Annotated in this window: 19 protein-coding genes and 2 tRNA genes; 10 read left to right on the top strand and 11 right to left on the bottom strand. The window is 33.1% G+C overall.

Annotation, left to right across the window (positions count from 1 at the left end; all coding sequences use genetic code 11):
• Positions 1 to 22 precede the first annotated feature (22 nt).
• From mutS to LJY17_RS09835, 4 genes are all read left to right on the top strand, one after another.
• A complete protein-coding gene (mutS, locus tag LJY17_RS09850) occupies positions 23 to 2,626 on the top strand; it encodes a DNA mismatch repair protein MutS (protein ID WP_264543655.1) in 2,604 nt (867 codons plus the stop codon).
• A gap of 140 nt (positions 2,627 to 2,766) precedes the next feature.
• Positions 2,767 to 2,839: transfer RNA gene (locus tag LJY17_RS09845), tRNA-Gly, on the top strand.
• A 22-nt stretch (positions 2,840 to 2,861) separates the two neighbouring features.
• Positions 2,862 to 2,946, top strand: a tRNA-Leu gene (locus tag LJY17_RS09840).
• A 160-nt stretch (positions 2,947 to 3,106) separates the two neighbouring features.
• Positions 3,107 to 3,472, top strand: a complete 366-nt coding sequence (locus tag LJY17_RS09835; RefSeq protein WP_264543654.1) for a YegP family protein — start codon at positions 3,107 to 3,109, stop codon at positions 3,470 to 3,472.
• Between the two features lie 65 nt (positions 3,473 to 3,537).
• On the opposite strand, the gene LJY17_RS09830 is transcribed toward LJY17_RS09835, so the two are convergent.
• The 3 genes from LJY17_RS09830 to LJY17_RS09820 form a co-directional block, all read right to left on the bottom strand.
• Positions 3,538 to 3,765: a hypothetical protein gene (locus LJY17_RS09830; protein WP_264543653.1), complete on the bottom strand. Its 228-nt coding sequence runs from the start codon at positions 3,763 to 3,765 to the stop codon at positions 3,538 to 3,540.
• 195 nt (positions 3,766 to 3,960) lie between these two features.
• Positions 3,961 to 6,123 (bottom strand): S46 family peptidase, encoded by a 2,163-nt coding sequence (locus LJY17_RS09825; protein WP_264543652.1) that lies wholly within the window; start codon positions 6,121 to 6,123, stop codon positions 3,961 to 3,963.
• 71 nt (positions 6,124 to 6,194) lie between these two features.
• Complete coding sequence (locus tag LJY17_RS09820) at positions 6,195 to 7,442, bottom strand: 3-deoxy-D-manno-octulosonic acid transferase (RefSeq protein WP_264543651.1); 1,248 nt, start codon at positions 7,440 to 7,442, stop codon at positions 6,195 to 6,197.
• 93 nt (positions 7,443 to 7,535) lie between these two features.
• Between LJY17_RS09820 and LJY17_RS09815 the strand changes: the two genes are divergently transcribed.
• Both LJY17_RS09815 and galE read left to right on the top strand, forming a co-directional pair.
• Positions 7,536 to 8,663: a DegT/DnrJ/EryC1/StrS family aminotransferase gene (locus LJY17_RS09815; RefSeq protein ID WP_264543650.1), complete on the top strand. Its 1,128-nt coding sequence runs from the start codon at positions 7,536 to 7,538 to the stop codon at positions 8,661 to 8,663.
• Between the two features lie 71 nt (positions 8,664 to 8,734).
• Positions 8,735 to 9,754, top strand: coding sequence for a UDP-glucose 4-epimerase GalE (gene galE, locus LJY17_RS09810; protein WP_264543649.1), 1,020 nt, complete (start codon positions 8,735 to 8,737; stop codon positions 9,752 to 9,754).
• 51 nt (positions 9,755 to 9,805) lie between these two features.
• Here galE and LJY17_RS09805 read toward each other — a convergent pair whose 3' ends face one another.
• The 5 genes from LJY17_RS09805 to fabD all read right to left on the bottom strand — a co-directional run bounded on the left by LJY17_RS09805 (position 9,806) and on the right by fabD (position 12,698).
• A complete protein-coding gene (locus tag LJY17_RS09805) occupies positions 9,806 to 10,030 on the bottom strand; it encodes a hypothetical protein (RefSeq protein ID WP_264543648.1) in 225 nt (74 codons plus the stop codon).
• A gap of 183 nt (positions 10,031 to 10,213) precedes the next feature.
• On the bottom strand, positions 10,214 to 10,465 hold the full coding sequence (locus tag LJY17_RS09800) for a hypothetical protein (RefSeq protein ID WP_264543647.1): 252 nt from the start codon (positions 10,463 to 10,465) through the stop codon (positions 10,214 to 10,216).
• A gap of 123 nt (positions 10,466 to 10,588) precedes the next feature.
• Complete coding sequence (locus LJY17_RS09795; protein WP_264543646.1) at positions 10,589 to 10,972, bottom strand: DUF3037 domain-containing protein; 384 nt, start codon at positions 10,970 to 10,972, stop codon at positions 10,589 to 10,591.
• Positions 10,950 to 11,741 carry a HipA family kinase gene (locus tag LJY17_RS09790; RefSeq protein ID WP_264543645.1) on the bottom strand — a complete coding sequence of 264 codons (792 nt, stop codon included), beginning with the start codon at positions 11,739 to 11,741 and terminating at the stop codon, positions 10,950 to 10,952. The genes LJY17_RS09795 and LJY17_RS09790 overlap by 23 nt, the downstream gene beginning before the upstream one ends.
• A gap of 87 nt (positions 11,742 to 11,828) precedes the next feature.
• Positions 11,829 to 12,698 carry an ACP S-malonyltransferase gene (gene fabD, locus LJY17_RS09785; protein WP_264543644.1) on the bottom strand — a complete coding sequence of 290 codons (870 nt, stop codon included), beginning with the start codon at positions 12,696 to 12,698 and terminating at the stop codon, positions 11,829 to 11,831.
• Positions 12,699 to 12,884: 186 nt separating this feature from the next.
• Between fabD and LJY17_RS09780 the strand changes: the two genes are divergently transcribed.
• The 4 genes from LJY17_RS09780 to LJY17_RS09765 all read left to right on the top strand — a co-directional run bounded on the left by LJY17_RS09780 (position 12,885) and on the right by LJY17_RS09765 (position 19,166).
• Complete coding sequence (locus tag LJY17_RS09780; RefSeq protein WP_264543643.1) at positions 12,885 to 13,304, top strand: hypothetical protein; 420 nt, start codon at positions 12,885 to 12,887, stop codon at positions 13,302 to 13,304.
• A gap of 135 nt (positions 13,305 to 13,439) precedes the next feature.
• The gene (locus LJY17_RS09775; RefSeq protein WP_264543642.1) at positions 13,440 to 14,507 is read left to right on the top strand and encodes an efflux RND transporter periplasmic adaptor subunit; all 1,068 of its coding nucleotides are present in this window, start codon (positions 13,440 to 13,442) and stop codon (positions 14,505 to 14,507) included.
• A 23-nt stretch (positions 14,508 to 14,530) separates the two neighbouring features.
• On the top strand, positions 14,531 to 17,743 hold the full coding sequence (locus tag LJY17_RS09770) for an efflux RND transporter permease subunit (protein WP_264543641.1): 3,213 nt from the start codon (positions 14,531 to 14,533) through the stop codon (positions 17,741 to 17,743).
• Positions 17,730 to 19,166: a TolC family protein gene (locus tag LJY17_RS09765; RefSeq protein ID WP_413614519.1), complete on the top strand. Its 1,437-nt coding sequence runs from the start codon at positions 17,730 to 17,732 to the stop codon at positions 19,164 to 19,166. Before LJY17_RS09770 ends, LJY17_RS09765 begins: the two co-directional genes overlap by 14 nt.
• Positions 19,167 to 19,246: 80 nt before the next feature.
• Here LJY17_RS09765 and LJY17_RS09760 read toward each other — a convergent pair whose 3' ends face one another.
• From LJY17_RS09760 to LJY17_RS09750, 3 genes are all read right to left on the bottom strand, one after another.
• Complete coding sequence (locus tag LJY17_RS09760; protein ID WP_264543639.1) at positions 19,247 to 19,639, bottom strand: DUF1801 domain-containing protein; 393 nt, start codon at positions 19,637 to 19,639, stop codon at positions 19,247 to 19,249.
• Positions 19,640 to 19,774: 135 nt separating this feature from the next.
• Positions 19,775 to 20,089 (bottom strand): hypothetical protein, encoded by a 315-nt coding sequence (locus LJY17_RS09755; RefSeq protein ID WP_264543638.1) that lies wholly within the window; start codon positions 20,087 to 20,089, stop codon positions 19,775 to 19,777.
• A 294-nt stretch (positions 20,090 to 20,383) separates the two neighbouring features.
• Positions 20,384 to 20,914 (bottom strand): YceI family protein, encoded by a 531-nt coding sequence (locus tag LJY17_RS09750; protein WP_264543637.1) that lies wholly within the window; start codon positions 20,912 to 20,914, stop codon positions 20,384 to 20,386.
• Positions 20,915 to 20,917 lie beyond the last annotated feature (3 nt).

Raw genomic sequence — 20,917 nt, 5'->3', positions numbered from 1 at the left:
CCTATTATTAAAATTTTAAGTTTTGTCAGCAAAAGAAAAAGCACCGAAGGAAACTCCGTTAATGAAGCAGTATAATGAAATCAAGGCTAAGTATCCTGATGCTTGTCTATTGTTTCGCGTGGGGGATTTTTATGAAACTTTTGGGGAAGATGCCATTCGTGCATCAAAGATTCTTGGAATTACATTGACAAAACGTGGAGCAGGAAGTGATTCAGAAACAGCTTTAGCGGGTTTTCCACATCACTCATTAAACACCTATTTGCCAAAATTAGTAAAAGCTGGACTTCGTGTGGCAATTTGTGACCAGTTAGAAGATCCTAAAATGACAAAAACGATTGTAAAACGTGGAGTTACTGAGTTGGTTACACCTGGTGTTTCTATGAATGATGAGGTTTTGGTTTCTAAATCAAATAATTTTTTGGCATCTGTTTATTTTGGTAAAAAACAATTAGGTGTTTCATTTCTGGATGTTTCTACTGGTGAGTTTTTGACTTCTGAAGGGAACTCGGAATATGTTGATAAACTACTTCAAAATTTTAGTCCGAGTGAAATTTTAGTTCCAAAACAAAATAAAAAAGATTTTCTAGAAACCTTCGGAGATAATTTTCATGCTTTTTATCTAGAAGATTGGATTTATAAAGAAGATTATGCAAAAGAAAGTTTGATGAATCATTTTCAAACCAATTCTTTAAAAGGATTTGGAATTGAAGAATTAATTCATGGAATTATAGCTTCTGGAGCTATTTTATATTACTTGTCAGAAACACAACACAACAAAAACAATCATATTACTTCAATTCATCGTATAGCTGAAGATGCTTACGTATGGATGGACCGTTTTACTATTCGTAATTTAGAATTATATCATAGCTATAATCCTAATGCGGTTACGCTTTTAGACGTAATTGATAAAACGCTTTCGCCAATGGGGGGAAGATTGTTGAAAAGATGGTTGGCGCTTCCTTTAAAGGATATCAATAAAATTACGGGTCGTCATGAAGTGGTAGCTTATTTAAAGGAAAATCAAGGAGTCTTACAGCAAATCCAATATCAAATCAAACAAATCTCCGATTTAGAACGATTGATTTCTAAAGTGGCGGCAGGAAGAATTTCTCCAAGAGAAGTTATTCACTTGAAAGAATCTTTAGATGCGATTATTCCAATTAAAGAATTGGCTTTAAAAAGCCCGCAAGAAGCAGTAAAGGTGATTGGTGATAGCTTACATGCTTGTGATTTACTGCGTGAAAAAATTGCGACAACATTAAATCAAGATGCTCCTGTTGCTATCAATAAAGGAAATGCTATTGCTTTTGGAGTTAATGAAGAGTTGGATGAACTTAGAAATATATCAAATACTGGTAAAGGGTTTTTAGAAGCTATTGAAAAACGCGAATCGGAAGCAACAGGGATTCCGTCGTTAAAGATTTCTTTCAATAATGTTTTTGGTTATTATATTGAGGTAAGAAATACACATAAAGATAAAGTGCCTTCTGAATGGATTCGTAAACAGACATTAGTAAATGCTGAGCGTTACATAACGGAAGAATTAAAAGAATATGAGGCTAAAATTCTGGGTGCCGAAGAAAAAATTCAACAGCTAGAAACACAATTGTTTGAACAATTAATAGCTTGGATTGCTACTTACATAAAACCAGTTCAACATAATGCTAATTTAGTAGCACAGTTAGATTGTTTGTCATCATTTGCACAATTGGCTATAGATCACAATTATGTTTGCCCTGAAATCAACGATTCTTTTGAATTAGATATTAAGAATGGTCGACACCCAGTAATTGAAAAACAATTACCTATTGGGGTCCCTTATATTGCTAATGATGTTTATTTAAATAGAGATTCACAGCAAATTATTATGATTACCGGGCCTAATATGTCGGGTAAGTCGGCAATTTTACGTCAAACGGCTTTAATTGTATTGCTGGCTCAAATGGGAAGCTTTGTTCCTGCTGATGCTGTTACGATGGGTTTGGTAGATAAGATTTTTACCAGAGTAGGAGCAAGTGATAATATTTCGATGGGTGAATCAACATTTATGGTCGAAATGAATGAAACAGCTTCTATCTTAAATAATATTTCGGATAGAAGTTTGGTGCTTTTAGATGAAATTGGTCGTGGGACGAGTACTTATGATGGGGTTTCTATCGCTTGGGCAATTGCTGAGTTCTTGCATGAAAATCCAGCACAGCCAAAAACGTTATTTGCGACGCATTATCATGAGTTGAATGAAATGACTGAGAGTTTGTCTCGTATTCAGAATTATAATGTGTCTGTAAAAGAATTAAAGGATACCGTTTTGTTTATACGTAAACTGGAAAAAGGAGGAAGCGCGCATAGTTTTGGTATTCATGTAGCAAAAATGGCTGGAATGCCGCAAACGGTTATTCAAAAAGCTGGGAAAATATTAAAGAAATTGGAAAAGAATCATTCGGGAGAAGTTTTAAGCGGAATTAAACCACAAGATGAATTACAACTGAGTTTTTTCAATTTAGATGATCCTTTATTGGAAGAAATCAAAGAAGAAATTCAAAATTTAGATATTAATACGCTTACTCCAGTTGAAGCTTTGATGAAATTGAATGAAATTAAACGAATGTTGTCAAAAAAATAATTTTGTAAAATATTACATTTCAATAGCTTAAAAAAAACATGTAATTTTTTTTCAAAAAGTTCTTGCAGAAGTAATTTCTTGTTGTATATTTGCACTCGCAATACAGAACAAGTATGGCGAAGTTCTTTAAAAAGCGCAATGCGAAAATAGCTCAGTTGGTAGAGCGCAACCTTGCCAAGGTTGAGGTCGCGGGTTCGAACCCCGTTTTTCGCTCTACTACCTATAAAATATATTTGCTCGAGTGGTGGAATTGGTAGACACGCTGGACTTAAAATCCAGTGAACATTTCGTTCGTGCGGGTTCAAGTCCCGCCTTGAGTACAAAAGCCTTAAACATTGTTTAAGGCTTTTTTGTTTTTTATAATGTTTGTTTCTTCAGTTAAAAAAATCCTCTATTAATTTTAACTACGTTTCCTAAAGTTGTTGATATTTTGTATGAGCAATTCTTTTAACGTTGTTTCTTTGCTTTTATATTTGCATTATGGCAACTTTTGTAATAAGTAAAAGACTGGACGAAAATTATAAGTTTGAATTTGTTTCTCGTAAGGGAAAAACAATATTAACTAGCGATAGTTATGAACTGCGCTTTGAATGTGAAGAGGATATAGAAAAGTTGAAAGTCTTTTTAGAAAGCGCTACAGTTATGCGTTTTAAAACTTCGAGTGGAAAATTCTACTTCCGATTAATTATTGATAAAAAAGAAATCGCTACAAGCCGTAAGTATACCACGCAATTGTTAATGCAGAGAGGGATTGATGAGATGATGCGTTCTGCTAGAGCTGCAGAAGTGCTAGATTTTGCTTCAAACGATTTTGTCTTTCCTGAAATAGAAGCTTTTCAAGATTAGAAATGACAGTAAAAAGAAAAGCTCCGCGATGCGGAGCCTTAGCTAAAAATATTAGAGTTATCTAATTATTTTTTTACTTCTTCTTTAGCAGGTGCAGCAGCATCAGCAGCAGGAGCAGCTTCTGTAGTAGCAGCAGCTGAATCAACAGCAACAGCAGCAGTATCTACAGTTTCAGCAGTAGCTTCAACAGCCTCTTCCATTACTGGAGCTTCAGTAGCAGCCTCAGCATTTTGATCTTTACAAGAAACTAATACAGCAGCAACGAATGCTAAGCTTAAAACAACTTTTTTCATCTTACTTAATTATAAAAGGTTAATTATTAATTCGTGGCAAAGATATAAATTTTTTAATATGAAATATTTTTTTTCAAATTTTTTTTCAAAAACCCAAAACTTTGCCGTTGCAAGTTATTTCTCAAATTACGTGCCAAAAAAATAGAGCAACTATCAATAAAAATAGTTGCTCTGATTATTTACTTGAAAAAGATGTTATTTCTTTTTTGTAGGAGTTTGTTTTACAATTTTTAACTCATCAATAATATTTTTTGCACCTGCATATTTATCAATAATAAATAAAATATAACGAGCATCTACCATGATGTTTCTACATATTTCAGGACTGTAATAAATGTCGCTCATTGTCCCTTCCCATACGCGGTCAAAATTACAACCAATGAGGTTTCCATTTGCGTCTAAAGCAGGTGACCCTGAATTACCACCTGTTGTGTGGTTTGTTGCGATGAATGCTACAGGAACTTTCCCATTTTTATCTGCATATTGCCCGTAATCTTTATTGTTGTATAATTCGATAAGTTTCTTTGGAACATCAAATTCGTAATCACCAGGAACATATTTTTCCATTACACCATCTAAATAAGTCATTGAAGAATATGTTACAGCATCAGAAGGTTTGTATCCTTTTACTTTTCCATACGTTACACGAAGTGTGCTGTTAGCATCTGGAAATATACGAGCCGATTTAGGACTTAACTCCATAATCGCTTTCATATAAGTACGTTGTGATGCGATGTTTTTTAGATTTAACTCGTTGAATTTAGGTAGCACATTTTTTTCATATGCTTCAGCAATTGATTTTGCTAAAATATAACCTTTATCTTGATTTATTTTTTCAATTACAGATTTTGCATCACCATTCATCAATTCTTTTAAACCTTCGTAAGAAGTTAATTTCGTATTTTTATAAATATCCGAAGCTAACTCAGAAGAGTTGATATTGTTTAATGAGTTTGGTAAAAACTGCTTAGGCGATTTTGTAACATATAAATTAATTACTTGTTCAAAAATGGCTTTGTCAACAGTTGGGTTGAATTCTTTGTAGAAACCTTCAAAAGCATTTACAAGATTTGTTTTTCTATCGTTGAAAGCCTGTTCACCTTTAGTGTTGTAAACTTGTTCTAATTGATATAGTTTGTAACCAAAATTTAATAAATCCATGTTGGAATTACGCAAGAAAATTTCGGTTGCATATTCACGAGCCAAAGCATAAGGAGTTATTGCTTCATAATTTGTTTTAAAATCTGCTAACAAGTTTCCGTATTCTGCTTGTTTTCCAGCTTTTGCAATTTTATCTGTAAATTCTTTTTCAAATTTTTGTTTAGCTCCTAAAGCATTCGATTTTTTTAAACCTTTTACTTCACCAATCCATTTTTTCCAATAGTTGGCTGTACTTGCATATTTTGCAGCGTATTGAATTTTGATAGCATTGTCTTTACGCATAAAACCATCCTGAACTTTTAATGCATGATTACGGATTTCGATTCTTGCCGGATCAATTGTAGTCATAATTTGATCTACTGCATAAGAAGGTAAGTATTCCTGAGTTCTTCCAGGATAACCCATTACCATTGTAAAATCGTTTTCTTGAATTCCTTTTATAGAAATTGGGAAGAAATGTTTTGGAGTATAAGGAATATTATCTTTTGAGTATTCAGCAGGACGACCATTTTTATCAGCATAAACTCTGAATAATGAGAAATCTCCCGTGTGTCTAGGCCATACCCAGTTGTCTGTATCTGAACCGAATTTTCCAATAGATGAAGGTGGAGCACCTACTAAACGAACATCTTTGAAATTTTCAACCACAAATAAAAGGTATTGATTTCCGTCATAAAACGTTCTAATTTGGTTTTCCTGCCAAGATTCTTTCGGTAATGTTTTAGAAAGGGTTGCAATATTTTCTTGTATTTTTTTCTGTTTTTCAGCTTCTGAAGCAATCGAAGCTACACCTTCCAGAACTTTTGTAGTTACGTCTTCAATACGAACGATGAATGTTACATACAAATCTTTGTTAGGCAATTCTTCGTCCATTTTATAAGCCCAAAAACCATTTGTTAAATAGTCGTGTTCTAAAGAAGATTGATTTTGTATAGCATCAAAACCACAGTGGTGATTAGTTAGTAAAAGTCCTTTTGATGAAATCATTTCAGCAGTGCAACCTCCATTAAATTGAGGTACAGCATCTTTTAAGCTTGATTTGTTTGCCGAATAAATATCTTCGGCAGTGATTTTCATGCCTAAATTTTTCATTTCTGTTTCGTTCATTCCTTTTAACAACGAAGGAATCCACATTCCGCCTTGTTGTGCGAATGTTGGTAAAACGAATAAAATAAGAAGTAGTCTTAAGAATTTCATTATTCTAGTTTTTGATTTTGAGTGTGCAATTTACGATTTTTATAAAAATCGACTTTTTATTTAAGGTTTTGTTAAGAAATGTGTTTTAAAATTTTATCAGTGGCACCTTTATTCATTTGTACAAATGTGCTACAAATATGCCCTTTTTCATGGCGCTCATCAGGATTTTGTACTAATAAATCAAGAGCTTGATTCATTTCTTTTTGGTCACGTACTGAAATGCAACCTTCTTGATGTACAAGTGCAGTAGCCTCTGCAAAGTGAGTGTAATTTGGGCCAATTACAATAGGAATGCCAAAAGTGGCTGGTTCTAAAATATTGTGAACACCTGGATTACCAAAACCACCACCTACATAAGCAATATCAGCATAACTGTATATTTTGGTTAAAATTCCAATAGTGTCAATGATAAAAACATCATAATCAGAAAGATTTTTACCTTCCATTTCTGAAAAGAGGACTGTTTTTTTAGCTATTTCCGATTTTAGATTGGCAATCTGTTCTGGTTTAATATTGTGAGGAGCAATAATAAATTTTAATCGGTGTGATGTTCGATTAATGTAGTTTAATAGCAACTCCTCATCTTTTGGCCATGAACTTCCAACAACTATAGTTGTCATTTTAAATTCATGTAATGGGTTTTTACAAAAAGTATCAATAAAATCTAATGTATTGTCTTTTTCTAAAATAGCTACTACTCTGTCAAAGCGGGAGTCACCAGAAGTAGTGACGTTAGTAAAACCTATACTTTGTATTAATGTTTTAGAAGCATCATTCTGAACAAAAAAATGATTGAAGCTCTTTAAAGCATTTCGATAAAATCCACCATACCATTTAAAGAAAGCTTGGTCTTTTCTAAAAATACCTGAAATCAAAAAAGTTTTAATGTTTCTCTTTTTAAGTTCATTCAGATAGTTAGGCCAGTATTCGTATTTGATAAAAAATACCATTTCAGGTTTAACCAAATCCAAGAAACGTTTGGCATTAGTTTTAGTGTCAAGCGGGAGATAAATCGTCACATCAGCAACAGTATTGTTTTTGCGAACTTCATATCCTGATGGTGAGAAAAAAGTCAATATAATTTTGTGGCTAGGAAATTTGGCTTTTACTTTTTCTATAACAGGAAGCCCTTGTTCATATTCACCTAATGAAGCAGCATGAAACCAAATGGTTTTGCCTTCTTTGTTGAGTTTTGTTTCTAATGTTTTGAAAACATCTTTTCTGCCATTAATAAATAATTTCATTTTTGGACTAAAAAAAGTTACTATTTTAAGTAGTTGTTGTACGATTTCAACGAATAGAGTGTAAAGAAAAAACATAGTTTTGATTTTGTGTTGCTAAAATACATTAGTTTTCTAAAACTTATTATAAAAGCTATTAAATTAGTAGCTTTGCATTCTAAATTTTAGTCCATGAAAAAGCTACAAATGGTTGACCTAAAAAGTCAATATGATAAAATAAAAGGCGAAGTAAATGCTTCAATTCAAGAGGTTTTAGATACAACAACATATATAAATGGTCCGTTAGTACATCAATTTCAAGCGGATTTAGAAAAATATTTAGGAGTGAAGCACGTAATTCCTTGTGCCAATGGTACCGATGCGTTGCAAATTGCCATGATGGGTCTTGGATTAAAACCAGGGGATGAAGTTATTACTGCTGATTTTACGTTTGCGGCAACTGTAGAAGTGATTGCTTTGTTGCAATTAACTCCGGTATTAGTGGATGTTGATATGAATAATATGAATATCTCTATTGAAGCTATAAAAAAAGCAATAACTCCAAAAACTAAAGCAATTGTGCCAGTACATTTATTTGGCCGTGCGGCGAATATGGATGCAATTATGGAAATTGCAACAGAGCATAATTTATATGTTATAGAAGATAATGCACAAGCTATTGGTGCAGATTATACTTCAAAGGATGGTTCTAAAACAAAAGTAGGTACTATTGGACATGTAGGGGCTACCTCGTTTTTTCCATCAAAAAATCTTGGTTGTTATGGAGACGGTGGTGCGATTTTTACCAACGATGATGAATTAGCACACACTCTTCGAGGAATAGTAAATCACGGAATGTACGAAAGATATCACCATGATGTAGTAGGGGTGAATTCACGTTTAGATAGTATTCAAGCTGGAGTTTTAAAAGCAAAATTACCGCATTTGGATGCTTACAACAAAGCACGTCAAGAAGCAGCAAGAAAATACAGTTTATCTTTAAGTGTAAATCCAAATATTTGGGTTCCAACTATATGTGAATCTTGTGATTGTCATGTGTTTCATCAATATGTAATTCGTATTATGAATGGAAAACGGGATGGTTTATTAGAACATTTACAAGCAAAAGGAATTCCATGTGCAATTTATTATCCAATTCCATTACACAGTCAAAAAGCATATGCAGATTCCCGTTATAATGAAGGTGATTTTCCTGTGACTAATCAATTGGTAAAAGAAGTTATCGCTCTACCTATGCATACTGAACTTGATGAGGAACAAATTAAATTTATCACTGACGCAGTTTTAGAATTTGTTTAATCGCGAGTTAATGGTTTATTGTTTGCAGTTTTAAACTGTTATTTTAAACTGTTAGCTGTTAGCTAAAAAAAATGAGAATATTAGTAACAGGAGGTTTAGGTTTTATAGGGTCGCATACAGTTGTAGAGTTGCAAAATGAAGGTTTCGATGTAGTTGTGATTGATAATTTATCAAACTCTTCAATTGAGGTTCTGCAAAGAATTGAAAATATTACAGGTAAGAAACCAGAATTTGAGAATATAGATTTGCGTGATAAGAAGTCTGTACAAGATTTTTTCAAAAAATATAATGACATTAATGGTGTGATTCATTTTGCAGCGAGTAAGGCTGTTGGTGAAAGTGTCGAGAATCCTTTGTTGTATTATGAAAACAATATTAATGCGCTAGTATATTTATTGCAAGAATTGCAAAATATGTCAGATTCATATTTTATATTTAGTTCATCATGTACCGTTTATGGTCAAGCTGAAGTTATGCCTATTACAGAAATTGCTCCTATTCAGTCTGCGATGTCTCCTTATGGAAATACAAAACAAATTGGGGAGGAAATAATTTTTGATGTTGCTAAAGTATCAGGTTTAAAAGCTGTTTTATTGAGATATTTTAATCCAATAGGGGCTCATTCTTCTGTTGAAATTGGTGAATTACCTTTAGGGGTTCCTCAAAATTTAGTTCCTTTCATAACACAAACAGCGATTGGTTTGCGAGAAGAATTATCGGTTTTTGGAAATGATTATCCTACACCTGACGGAACTGCAATTCGTGATTATATTCATGTGGTTGATTTGGCTGAGGCACATGTTGTTGCTTTAAGAAGACTGGTTGAAAAAAAGAATGTAGAAAATGTCGAAATTTTTAATATTGGGACTGGAAAAGGGAGTTCTGTTTTAGAAGTAATTACTGCTTTTGAAAAAGTGACTAGTCGAAAGTTATCATATAAAATTGTTGGAAGAAGAGAAGGTGATGTTGTTGAGGCTTATGCAGATACTAAAAAGGCAAATACAGTTTTAGGTTGGAAGGCAAAACTATCTCTTGAAGAAGCTCTAGAAAGTGCTTGGAATTGGGAGCAAAGAATTAGAAATAGTATATAATTAAAAAAACCGAGCATTGCTCGGTTTTTTTATTTTGAAAGTTGTCAAAAATTATTTTTTAACTTCTTCTTTAGCAGGAGCAGCTTCTGTAGCAGGAGCAGTTGCAGCAGCTGAATCAACAGCAACAGCAGCAGTATCAACAGTTGTAGCAGCTGAATCAACAGCAACAGCAGCAGTATCTACAGTTTCAGCAGTAGCGTCAGTAGCAGTTTCATTGTTTTTGCAAGATGTCATTAAAGCAGCTACGAAAGCTAAGCTTAAAATTGTTTTTTTCATTTTCGTTGTAAATTAGAATTAATAATAATAATATTTTCGGGCGCAAAATTATAAAAATATCTTTTAGAAAAAAAATTTATTTGCTTTTTAATGATTTTTTTTCAAAATCACTTTAAAATCAAGTAAATAGGAATAAAAAAATCTGCACAAAGGCAGATTTTATTTTTATGGAATATAAAAGAATTATTTCTTAACTTCTTCTTTTACTTCTTTTGCGGCTTCTTCTACTTTAGCAGCACCAGCAGCAGTGGCGTCTTTAGCAGCATCTTTTACTTCTGTCGCAGCAGAATCCATAGTTGCAGCAGCAGAATCTACAGCTTCTGTCATTTCTGTCCCAACTGCATCAGCAGCTTCTGCAGCCTCTTCTTGAGTTTTTTCTTTGCAAGATGTCATTAAAGCAGCTACTAAAGCTAAGCTTAAAATTGTTTTTTTCATTGTGTGGTAGGTTTTAGAATTAATAATGTATCTATTTAACGCAAATATTAAATAAAATATTCCGTAATTCCAAATATTTTTACAATTATGCAGAGATTGTAAAAAAAGCGATAAAAAATTACGTTATAAAACTAATTCATGGTAAAGTTTTTCGAAAGTTTTGTTTAATTCAAAACTAAACCCTGGATGTGGCCTTGAGATTTGAATACTGGAGCTTCGTACTGCTGTGAGCCAACGGAAACGTTCTGCGACATCTAATTGTGCTATGGGACCTCCATCCAAACTTCCTATGGATATTTTGTTAAAAGAAAACATATTTTCTTCTAACTGTTCTAAGTCGAACTCCATACACAGCATTTTAATTTTATCAGAAGGAATAACATATTCCATACGAAGGTATTTCTTTTGTTTACAAAAAAGAAGCAGTCCGATATTTAGAAATTCTTCACGTTCCACCCTTGGCACAACACGAATTACGGCATATTCATATAAGTGTTTTTCGTGCATCTTGGGCTTGTTTTAAGAATAAATCGGCATTTTGTAACCGGGTCATCAAAAACTGAAAATAAACGTTTCGTATTGTTTCTGGAGCAATTGAATGATCTTCCCAGAGTAACCAATCTTGAGGAATTAGCCCAACAATTTTACGCAGTATTTCTTCGTTTAATTTTGATGTAAATTCCTGATGAGCTTCGTCTAATTTTCTCGCTTTCGGCAATAAAACATGATCTTTAATCAGTGCAAAAGGTGTAATGGCACTGGCTTCCCAATTGTTCCATGCATGGTGAAAGTAAAATGAAGCTCCGTGGTCAATCAACCACAATTCTTTGTGCCATATTAACAGGTTGGTGTTGCGAAATGTGCGATCTACATTGGTAATGAAAGCATCTAGCCATACAATTTTTGAAGCAAGCAATTCGTCACAATTATTCACTGCAGCATCATATGTAATGGCTCCAGAGAGATAGTGCAAGCCTAAATTTAATCCTTGACTGAACTTCAGTAAATCCTGAATTTCCTCATCTGCTTCCGTACGCCCAAAGGCTTCATCTAAAGTGGCAAAAACCAATTCTGGAACTGCTAAACCTAAATAACGAGCGATTTCCCCACCTAATAATTCGGCAATTAAGGCTTTTATGCCATGTCCAGCACCGCGAAATTTTAATACGTATTTGAAATCGTCGTCTGCTTCTGCCAAAGCAGGTAATGAGCCACCTTCCCGTAAAGGGATGATGTAACGCATAACGTTAACTGTTCGCAAATTAATTGGAGTCATAATGGTAATCTTCTGAGACAAATATATTACTAAAATAAAAAACTCCGACGTTTTAGCATCGGAGTTTCTGTGTATTTATGTTGTAAGTTATGCTGAAATTGTCTCAATTTCTTTATTAATCTTATTAACTAATCCTACTAATACTTTTCCAGGACCAACTTCTGTAAAACTTGTTGCTCCATCAGCAATCATTTGTTGAACGGATTGTGTCCATTTTACTGCCCCTGTTAATTGTGCAATTAGGTTTTTCTTAATTTCAGTTGGATCAGTTACTGCATTTGCTGTAACGTTTTGATAAACGGGGCAAGTTGGAGTGTTGAAAGTAGTTGCTTCGATAGCAGCGGCAAGCTTTTCTCTTGCAGGTTCCATCATTGGTGAATGGAAAGCACCTCCAACAGGTAAAATTAAAGCACGCTTTGCCCCAGCTTCTTTCATTTTTTCACAAGCTTCTTCAACTGCTTTTAATTCTCCTGATATTACTAATTGTCCTGGGCAGTTATAATTTGCGGCTACAACAACTCCATTGATAGAGGCACAAATATCTTCTACTACTTTGTCTTCAAGGTTTAATACAGCAGCCATTGTACTAGGCGTGATTTCGCAAGCTTCCTGCATGGCTAATGCTCTTTGAGAAACTAGTTTTAATCCATCTTCAAAAGATAATGCTCCATTAACAACTAAAGCAGAAAACTCTCCAAGTGAATGTCCTGCAACCATGTCTGGTTTTACATCTAGTACTTTTGCTAAAATTACAGAGTGTAAAAAAACAGCGGGTTGTGTTACTTTGGTTTCTTTTAATTCTTCGGCAGTACCCTCAAACATAATGTCTGTAATACGAAAACCTAAAATCTCATTTGCTTTTTCAAATAATTCTTTTGCTAGATCAGATGATTCGTATAAATCTTTACCCATTCCAGTGAATTGAGCTCCTTGTCCAGGAAAAACGTATGCTTTCATTATATAAATTTATAAGTTGATTTTTATTTAAATTGTTAATAGCAAAAGTACACAATTTTATGGGTAAAATGATTTTGTGTTATTTGACTATTAAATGGTGCTTTTTGTTATAATATTATTTCTTAACAGTAAATTATATTTTATGTATTGTATTAAATGTTAAGATTGTATACTTTTGCCCCAATTATGAAAAGATTTTTAAAATATTTCTTTTTCTTTTTTGCATCCTTGTTGATTGGGAACGTTTTGTTTGCATATTCAACAGAGGAGAAGTCTCCTTTAGATAAAGTTGGAATTCATCAACATTCAACTTTAAACTTTAATACATCAGAAGCGGCATTAAAAACTCATTACAAACATTATGTTTCTGCACTTGAAAAAAGTGGTGATGTAATTGAAGTTTCTGAAAACGAAAATGACACTGAAGATTATCATGTATCTAGTCAGTCGTTTAATGCTCCTGCTAATTATTTAAATTTCTTCTCTGGAATACTTTCTGGAAATTACGATATTGTAGAAAAGAAAGGGCTTGTTTCTTACAAGTTCCTGTCGTACTTATCGACAATTGATTCTTTGCATATTATTTTCTGTGTTTACAGAATTTGATTTTCTACAATTAACATAACCTTATTTGATACTTAGCGTATTCAATGTCATTATTGGCACTGAAAGGTATTTGCTATTATCTCCAAATTATTTCTATTTATTTTATTGATCATTATTATGGCTAAAAGAATTTTAATGCTAGTTAGCTTATGTGGCTTATTATTTAGCGCAAGCTGCAACAGCAAAAAAGAAGAAAAAAAAGAAGAAACAAAATTTTTAGTAACTAGTCCTATTAAAAAGGATACTTTGATTACTAAATCATACGTTTGTCAAATCCAATCTATCAATCATATAGAATTAAGAGCTCAAGAAAGAGGTTATTTGCAAAAGATCTTTGTTGATGAAGGTCAGTTTGTAAAAAAAGGGCAATTGTTGTTCCAAATTATGCCTAATCTTTATAGAGCCGAAGTCCAAAGAGCTCAAGCAGAAGCAAATTATGCTCAAATTGAATACCAAAACACTAAAAAACTTTCTGATAAAAATGTAGTTTCTCCAAATGAATTGGCAATGGCAAAAGCCAAATTAGATAAGGCTAATGCAGAATTGTCTTTAAATAAAGTTCATTTGCAGTTTACAGAAATTAGAGCACCTTTTGACGGAATTATAGACAAATTCCACGTTCGTTTAGGAAGTTTATTAGAAGAAGGAGAGTTATTGACTAACCTTTCAGACAACAGTAAAATGTGGACATACTATAATGTGCCCGAAGCTGAATATTTAGATTATAAATCTAAAGCAAGTGCTAATGCGAAAACCAAAGTAAACTTGTTAATGGCAAACAATGAAATTTTTCCTTTCACAGGTGTAGTTGAAACCATTGAAGCAGACTTTAACAACGAAACTGGTAATATTCCTTTTAGAGCTACTTTCCCAAATCCTAAAGGATTGTTACGTCACGGAGAGACAGGAAGTGTACAAGTGAACCTTCCTCTTAAAAATGCATTGTTGATTCCACAAAAAGCAACTTTTGAAGTATTAGAGAAAAAATACGTATATGTAATTGATAAAAACAATGAGGTAAAATCAAGAGCAATTACTATTGCAGCCGAGTTACCACACATATTTGCTATTAGTAGTGGTTTGTCAGAAGGAGACAAAATTCTTTTAGAAGGTTTGAGACTTGTTAAGGAGAACGAAAAGATTGAATTTGAGTTTGTAAAACCACAATCTGTATTATCTCATTTAGAGTTATACGCTGAATAATTTAATCGTAAATAAAGAGAAAAATGTTTAGTAAATTTATACATAGACCTGTATTTGCGATTGTAATTTCAATCATAATACTTTTTGTAGGGTCTTTGGCAATTAAGCAGTTGCCAATTTCGCAATTTCCACAAATTGCGCCTACCACAGTAAATATCTTTATTGCTTATCCTGGAGCAAGTGCAGATGTTTTGGTTAAATCGACACTTATCACACTTGAAAACTCTATTAATGGAGTTGAAGGAATGCGTTATATTGCTACCGATGCAACTAGTGCCGGAGAAGCTACATTAAGAATTATTTTCGAACCAGGAACGGATCCCAATCAAGCTGTTGTTCGTGTAAAAACAAGGGTCGATCAGGTAATGCCACTTTTGCCAGAGTTAGTACAACGTGAAGGGGTGGTAATTACACCTATTCAGCCTAGTATGTTGATGTACGTGAATTTATATTCGAAGGATAAAAGTATCGATGAAAAATTCTTGTACAACTACGCCAGTGTAAAAATGATTCCTGAAATCAACCGATTAAAAGGAGTTGCACGTTCGCAAATATTAGGAAGTAGAACATACGCAATGCGTGTTTGGTTAAATCCGGACCGTATGAGAGCTTATAATATTTCAGTTGATGAAGTCATGACTGCACTTGGTGAACAAAGTATTATTGGTCGTCCTGGTCGTATTGGACAAAGTTCCGGTATTGCCGCTCAATCCTTAGAATATGTATTAACCTACAAAGGAAGATATAGTGAACCAAGTGAGTACGAAAATGTAATTATTCGTGCTAATTCGCAAGGTGAGAGCATTCGTTTAAAAGACATCGGGAAAGTTGAATTAGGAAGTGAATTCTTTGATATTTATTCAAATCTTGATGGTCACCCATCGGCAGCTATTGTATTAAAACAAAATTATGGTAGTAATGCAAGTGATGTAATCAAAGAGATTAAGGACAAACTGGAAGAAATGAAAAAATCTTTCCCTCCTGGTGTAGATTATAAAATCAGTTATGACGTTTCGCAATTCCTTGATGCATCAATTGAGCAAGTAATTGATACTTTACGTGATGCGTTTATTCTTGTGGCACTTGTAGTATTTGTCTTCTTAGGAGATTGGCGTTCTACTTTGATTCCTATTTTAGCGGTCCCAGTATCGTTAATTGGAGCTTTCTTTGTAATACAGTTCTTCGGACTTTCAATCAACTTAGTAACTTTATTTGCATTAGTATTAGCTATTGGTATTGTGGTCGATGATGCCATAGTCGTCGTGGAGGCAGTGCATGCCAAGTTTGAAGAAGATCCACATATCACACCTTATAAAGCTGTTAAAAAAGTATTAGGAGAAATCAGTGGTGCGGTAATCGCAATTACTGCGGTAATGGTTTCGGTATTTTTACCAATCTCATTTATGAGTGGTCCTGTAGGAACATTCTATCGTCAGTTCTCGATTACAATGGCGAGTTCAATTGTAATTTCGGCACTAATTGCTCTTACGTTGACACCTGTATTATGTGCTATCATGCTGAAAAATCATCATGGTCATGAACGCAAAAAGAATATATTGACAAAAGCATTAGATAGCTTTAATAGAGCATTTGATAAAATGACAGGGAAATATGTTGCCTTGTTAAAATCAATTGTTAGTAGAAGAGTTGTTACGTTTGGAGTGTTATTAGCATTTTGTGCTGGAACATTTTATGTAAACAAAATTTTACCTTCTGGATTCATTCCAAGTGAGGATCAAGGAACGATTTATGCCATTATTCAAACACCACCGGGATCAACATTAGAAACAACTAATCAAGTTTCACAAAAACTTCAAAAAATTTGTGAAAAAGTAGATGGTGTAGAGTCGGTTTCTTCATTAGCAGGTTACGAAATCATGACTGAAGGTCGTGGATCTAATGCCGGAACATGTCTTATCAACTTAAAACCTTGGGATGAGCGTGAGCATACTGTAAAAGAAATAATGGAAGAGTTGGAAGAAAAGTCTAAAGGGCTAGGAGCAATTGTTGAGTATTTTGAGCCACCAGCAATTCCCGGATTTGGTTCTTCAGGAGGTTTCTCAATGCGTTTATTAGACAAAAATACAACTACTGATTACCAGGATTTTGATAGAATCAATAAAAAATTCATGGAGGATTTAGGTAAACGTAAAGAGTTAACAGGATTATTTACATTCTTTGCGGCTAATTATCCTCAATATGAATTAGAAATTAACAATGACCTAGCAATGCAAAAAGGAGTTTCTATTGGTAAAGCCATGGAAAATCTTAATATTATGATTGGTAGTACATATGAGCAAGGTTTTATTAAGTTTGGACGTTTCTTTAAAGTGTATGTGCAGTCTGATCCTAAATTCAGAAGACTTCCTTCAGATATTTTAAACATGTTTGTGAAAAATAATCATGGCGAAATGGTTCCTTATTCTGCGTTTATGACACTTAAAAAAGGACAGGGACCAAATGAGATTACGCGTTATAATATGTACAATTCATCAGCTATTCAAGGTTTACCTGCACCAGGTTATACCACTGCCGATGCTATTCAGGCAATACGTGAAGTGGCCGAAGTATCATTGCCAAAAGGATATGATATTGCTTGGGAAGGACTTTCTTTTGATGAGTCAAACCGTGGTAACGAATCAATCTATATTTTCTTGATTGTATTAGCATTCGTATACTTTGTTCTAGCAGCACAGTATGAAAGTTTCATTATTCCATTGTCGGTTATTCTTTCACTTCCTGTGGGTATTTTTGGATCATTCCTAGTACTTCAGTTAATGGGATTAGAAAATAATATTTATGCCCAAATTGGATTAATCATGCTTGTTGGATTACTCGGTAAAAATGCCGTGTTAATTGTTGAATTTGCGATTCAAAAAAGAAGTGAAGGATTTACCATTCTTGATGCGGCTATTGAAGGAGCTAAAGTTCGTTTCCGTCCAATTTTGATGACATCTTTTGCGTTTATTGCTGGTTTAATTCCATTGATTATTGCCACTGGAGCAGGAGCAATTGGAAATAGAACTATTGGAGGAGCTGCTCTAGGAGGAATGCTTTTCGGAACGATTTTCGGTGTAATTATTGTTCCAGGTTTATATTACATTTTTGGAACAATGGCAGATGGGCGAAAATTAATTAAAGATGAAGAGGAAAGTTCATTGACAGAGAATTTTGTTCACATGATGGATGATTTTAAAACAAATAATCACAACGAAGGAAATGATGAAAGTAAATAAAAATTTTAAAATTTCAGTTGTGGCTTCTGCTTTAGTTTTATCGACTGTTATTGGTTGTAAAACTCCAGAAGTAGCAAAAAGAAATGAAAATAAAAACATGCCTGAACAGTTTGCAACTGTTCAGGATACTGTTAACTCAGGAAAAATCTCTTGGAAAGAATACTTTAAGGATACTTATTTGCAATCGTTAATAGATGAAGCATTGAAGAATAATCAGGAGCTGAATATTACAATGCAAGAAATCGAGATTGCAAAAAACGAGATTAAAGCAAGAAAAGGAGAGTATTTACCATTTGTAGGATTAAAAGCAGGAGCTGCCGTAGATAAACGTGCTCGTTATACCAATATTGGTGCAATGGAAGCTAATACTGAAATTGAAGAAGGTAAAGAAATGCCAGAACCTTTACAGGATTACGGTGTTGGAATTGTTGCCAATTGGGAACTAGACATTTGGAAAAAGCTTCGTAACGGAAAAAAAGCGGCTGTAAATAGATATCTTTCTTCTGTAGAGGGTAAAAACTTTATGGTTACAAATCTAATTGGAGAAATTGCTAATTCTTATTACGAATTATTGGCTTTAGATAATCAATTACAAATTGTTAATCAGAATATCGAAATTCAAAGTAATGCTTTGGAGATTGTTAGAATCCAAAAAGAAGCTGCTCGTGTTACTGAATTAGCGGTGAAAAAATTTGAAGCTGAGGTTTTTAAAACTAAGAGTATTCAGTTTGAAGTACAGCAAAAAATTGTAGAAGCTGAAAATAAAATTAACTTTTTGGTAGGTAGATTTCCGCAACATATCGATAGGAGTACAGTTGCTTTTAATGATATTTTGCCAAATATTGTTCATGCAGGTATTCCATCACAACTTTTAGCTAACAGACCAGATATTCGTCAAGCTGAATTTGAATTGGAAGCATGTAAACTGGATGTAAAAGCAGCAAGAGCTAGATTTTATCCTTCTATAGGCATAACAGCAGGAATTGGTTATCAAGCATTTGATCCTAGTTATGTTTTCAAACCAAAATCATTGTTGTATTCTTTGGCGGGGGATTTAGTTGCTCCACTAATAAATCGTAATGCAATAAAAGCAAGTTATAACACAGCAAATGCTAAACAACTTCAGGCTGTTTACAATTACGAAAAATCGATTTTAAATAGTTATGTTGAGGTAGCTAATCAGATTTCAAAAATTAGTAATTTAGAGAAAAGCTATAATTTAAGAGCACAACAAGTTGATGCGCTTACGACTTCAATTTCAATTTCAAACGAGTTGTTCCGTTCTGCTAGAGCAGATTATATGGAGGTTTTATTAACGCAAAGAGATGCTTTAGAATCAAAATTTGATTTAATAGAAACTAAAATGCAACAGCTTAATGCTATGGTAAATATTTACAGAGCATTAGGTGGAGGATGGAATTAAAATAGTAATGTTTTTTGAGTTAATTTTAAAGGCCATTCTACAGAATTGTATAATGGCTTTTGCTATTTAAGATATTTAAATTATTTAAGTCTTTCCAATACTCCCTTACGTTTTATAATGTTTTTATAATCCCACTGAATGTTTCTACTTTTTTCAAGCCATCTTTGTAAATCTGAAGTATTAATTTGACTGGCTTCAGTATAAAAAATAGAAGCATCTTTGAACTTTCCTGTTTCAGATTTCAATTTTTCTTCTTCAAAATCTACACCACTCCAAAACATTAAACGAATTCCAGCTTTTTGTTTGCTATAACCCACAATAGGGTTTCCATCTAAAAACCAAACTGGATGTACATGCCATATTTTATTTTCGGCTTCTGGGAGTACTTTGTTGATTTCTTTTTCTAAAGTTTGGCAAATGAATTTGTCTTCTGGTTCTTGTTTGTTATTGTATAGGTTTGTGTCCAAATTCATAATTTAGATTTTTTGTAATCTTAAAGTTATAAAAAAAGTAGTAAACGGTTTTTATTTGGGTAAAAAAATAAAACAATCAAATCATTTGGTATTGAATTGATTAAATAAAGAAAATAAGGCTTTGAACTTTATTGTTTATAACTCTTCGTTAATTTTTTCAACAAAGTAAATGTATTCTTTTTTTAAATCTACCAATAAGCGTAATGAGAAATTGTAAGGAATAAAATCGAAAGGTGAGTTTTTTAATTCAGGAGGGACAACTCTTGCATATTCATGCTCAAACTTTTCAATTTCGTAACTAAAGAGATCTCTAAATCGATTTAAGATTTCAAGAGAGGGTTCATTGTCCTTATTTTTATAGTAAAATGTATGCATTTTATCTATTATTCCTTTTGATATAAGCAAGATTTTAAGCTTGTAATCTACAATTATTTGCGCAGAATTGTCCATAACAAATAGTTTTGGTTTATAATTCAGAAAATCCAAGTTTGGATATTAGTTTGATGGAAAAATAGGTAAGTCAGCACAAATGCTCTAGTATTCTTTCTTAACTAAATTTAAGAAATAATTTCGTTATACAAAGTTAATATTTTATAATATTACATTTAAAAAGCTTGTAATGAGAGTTATATTGTTTTTTGTGGCAATTTCCATTTCTCTTTTTTAGATTTCTTTATAAAAAAATAACCCTGTGTTCCAAAAAAAACACAGGGTTGTCATAAACAAACCAAAAACTTAACTTACTTATTGTTTAACTAATTGTAATTCGATATCTAGTTTTACATCTTCGCTTACTAAAACACCACCAGTTTCAAGGGCTGAATTCCAGTTTAATCCCCAGTCTTTACGATTTACTTTTCCTGAAATGTTTAAACCTGCTTTAGTATTACCCCATGGATCAATCATTAATCCGCTGAATTCAGCTGGAAATTTTACAAATTTTGTTACTCCTCTCATCGATAAATCACCTGCGATTTCGTAGTTTTCATCGTCAACTTTTGTTAATGAAGAAGCTTTAAAAGTCATTTTAGGATGGTTTTCTGCATCAAAGAAATCGGCACTTTTTAAGTGATTGTCACGATCTGCATTACGAGTATCTATTGAATTGATATCAGCTGAGAATTCGATGTTTGATTTTGTAAAATCATCATCCTCTGTAACGATGTTTGCTTCGTAGTTTTCAAATTTTCCTGATACATTAGTAAACATCATGTGTTTTACTTTAAAACCTATTGTTGAGTGTGTTGGGTCTATTGACCATTTTGTTGTTGACATAAT

Source organism: Flavobacterium hankyongi (genome assembly GCF_036840915.1).
Classification (GTDB): domain Bacteria; phylum Bacteroidota; class Bacteroidia; order Flavobacteriales; family Flavobacteriaceae; genus Flavobacterium; species Flavobacterium hankyongi.
The sequence above is the reverse complement of the archived record's forward strand: the minus strand, read 5'-3'. Positions and strand labels throughout refer to the sequence as shown.

Excerpts from the sequence above, each read along its gene's own strand:
- LJY17_RS09790 (WP_264543645.1), bottom strand. The coding sequence starts at position 11,741 with ATGACTCCAATTAATTTGCGAACAGTTAACGTTATGCGTTACATCATC.
- LJY17_RS09775 (WP_264543642.1), top strand. The coding sequence starts at position 13,440 with ATGCTAGTTAGCTTATGTGGCTTATTATTTAGCGCAAGCTGCAACAGC.
- LJY17_RS09760 (WP_264543639.1), bottom strand. The coding sequence starts at position 19,639 with ATGAATTTGGACACAAACCTATACAATAACAAACAAGAACCAGAAGAC.
- LJY17_RS09765 (WP_413614519.1), top strand. The coding sequence starts at position 17,730 with ATGAAAGTAAATAAAAATTTTAAAATTTCAGTTGTGGCTTCTGCTTTA.
- LJY17_RS09835 (WP_264543654.1), top strand. The coding sequence starts at position 3,107 with ATGGCAACTTTTGTAATAAGTAAAAGACTGGACGAAAATTATAAGTTT.
- LJY17_RS09755 (WP_264543638.1), bottom strand. The coding sequence starts at position 20,089 with ATGGACAATTCTGCGCAAATAATTGTAGATTACAAGCTTAAAATCTTG.
- LJY17_RS09815 (WP_264543650.1), top strand. The coding sequence starts at position 7,536 with ATGAAAAAGCTACAAATGGTTGACCTAAAAAGTCAATATGATAAAATA.
- galE (WP_264543649.1), top strand. The coding sequence starts at position 8,735 with ATGAGAATATTAGTAACAGGAGGTTTAGGTTTTATAGGGTCGCATACA.
- LJY17_RS09820 (WP_264543651.1), bottom strand. The coding sequence starts at position 7,442 with ATGTTTTTTCTTTACACTCTATTCGTTGAAATCGTACAACAACTACTT.
- LJY17_RS09770 (WP_264543641.1), top strand. The coding sequence starts at position 14,531 with ATGTTTAGTAAATTTATACATAGACCTGTATTTGCGATTGTAATTTCA.
- LJY17_RS09750 (WP_264543637.1), bottom strand. The coding sequence starts at position 20,914 with ATGTCAACAACAAAATGGTCAATAGACCCAACACACTCAACAATAGGT.
- LJY17_RS09830 (WP_264543653.1), bottom strand. The coding sequence starts at position 3,765 with ATGAAAAAAGTTGTTTTAAGCTTAGCATTCGTTGCTGCTGTATTAGTT.
- LJY17_RS09805 (WP_264543648.1), bottom strand. The coding sequence starts at position 10,030 with ATGAAAAAAACAATTTTAAGCTTAGCTTTCGTAGCTGCTTTAATGACA.
- LJY17_RS09795 (WP_264543646.1), bottom strand. The coding sequence starts at position 10,972 with ATGCACGAAAAACACTTATATGAATATGCCGTAATTCGTGTTGTGCCA.
- fabD (WP_264543644.1), bottom strand. The coding sequence starts at position 12,698 with ATGAAAGCATACGTTTTTCCTGGACAAGGAGCTCAATTCACTGGAATG.
- LJY17_RS09825 (WP_264543652.1), bottom strand. The coding sequence starts at position 6,123 with ATGAAATTCTTAAGACTACTTCTTATTTTATTCGTTTTACCAACATTC.
- LJY17_RS09800 (WP_264543647.1), bottom strand. The coding sequence starts at position 10,465 with ATGAAAAAAACAATTTTAAGCTTAGCTTTAGTAGCTGCTTTAATGACA.
- LJY17_RS09780 (WP_264543643.1), top strand. The coding sequence starts at position 12,885 with ATGAAAAGATTTTTAAAATATTTCTTTTTCTTTTTTGCATCCTTGTTG.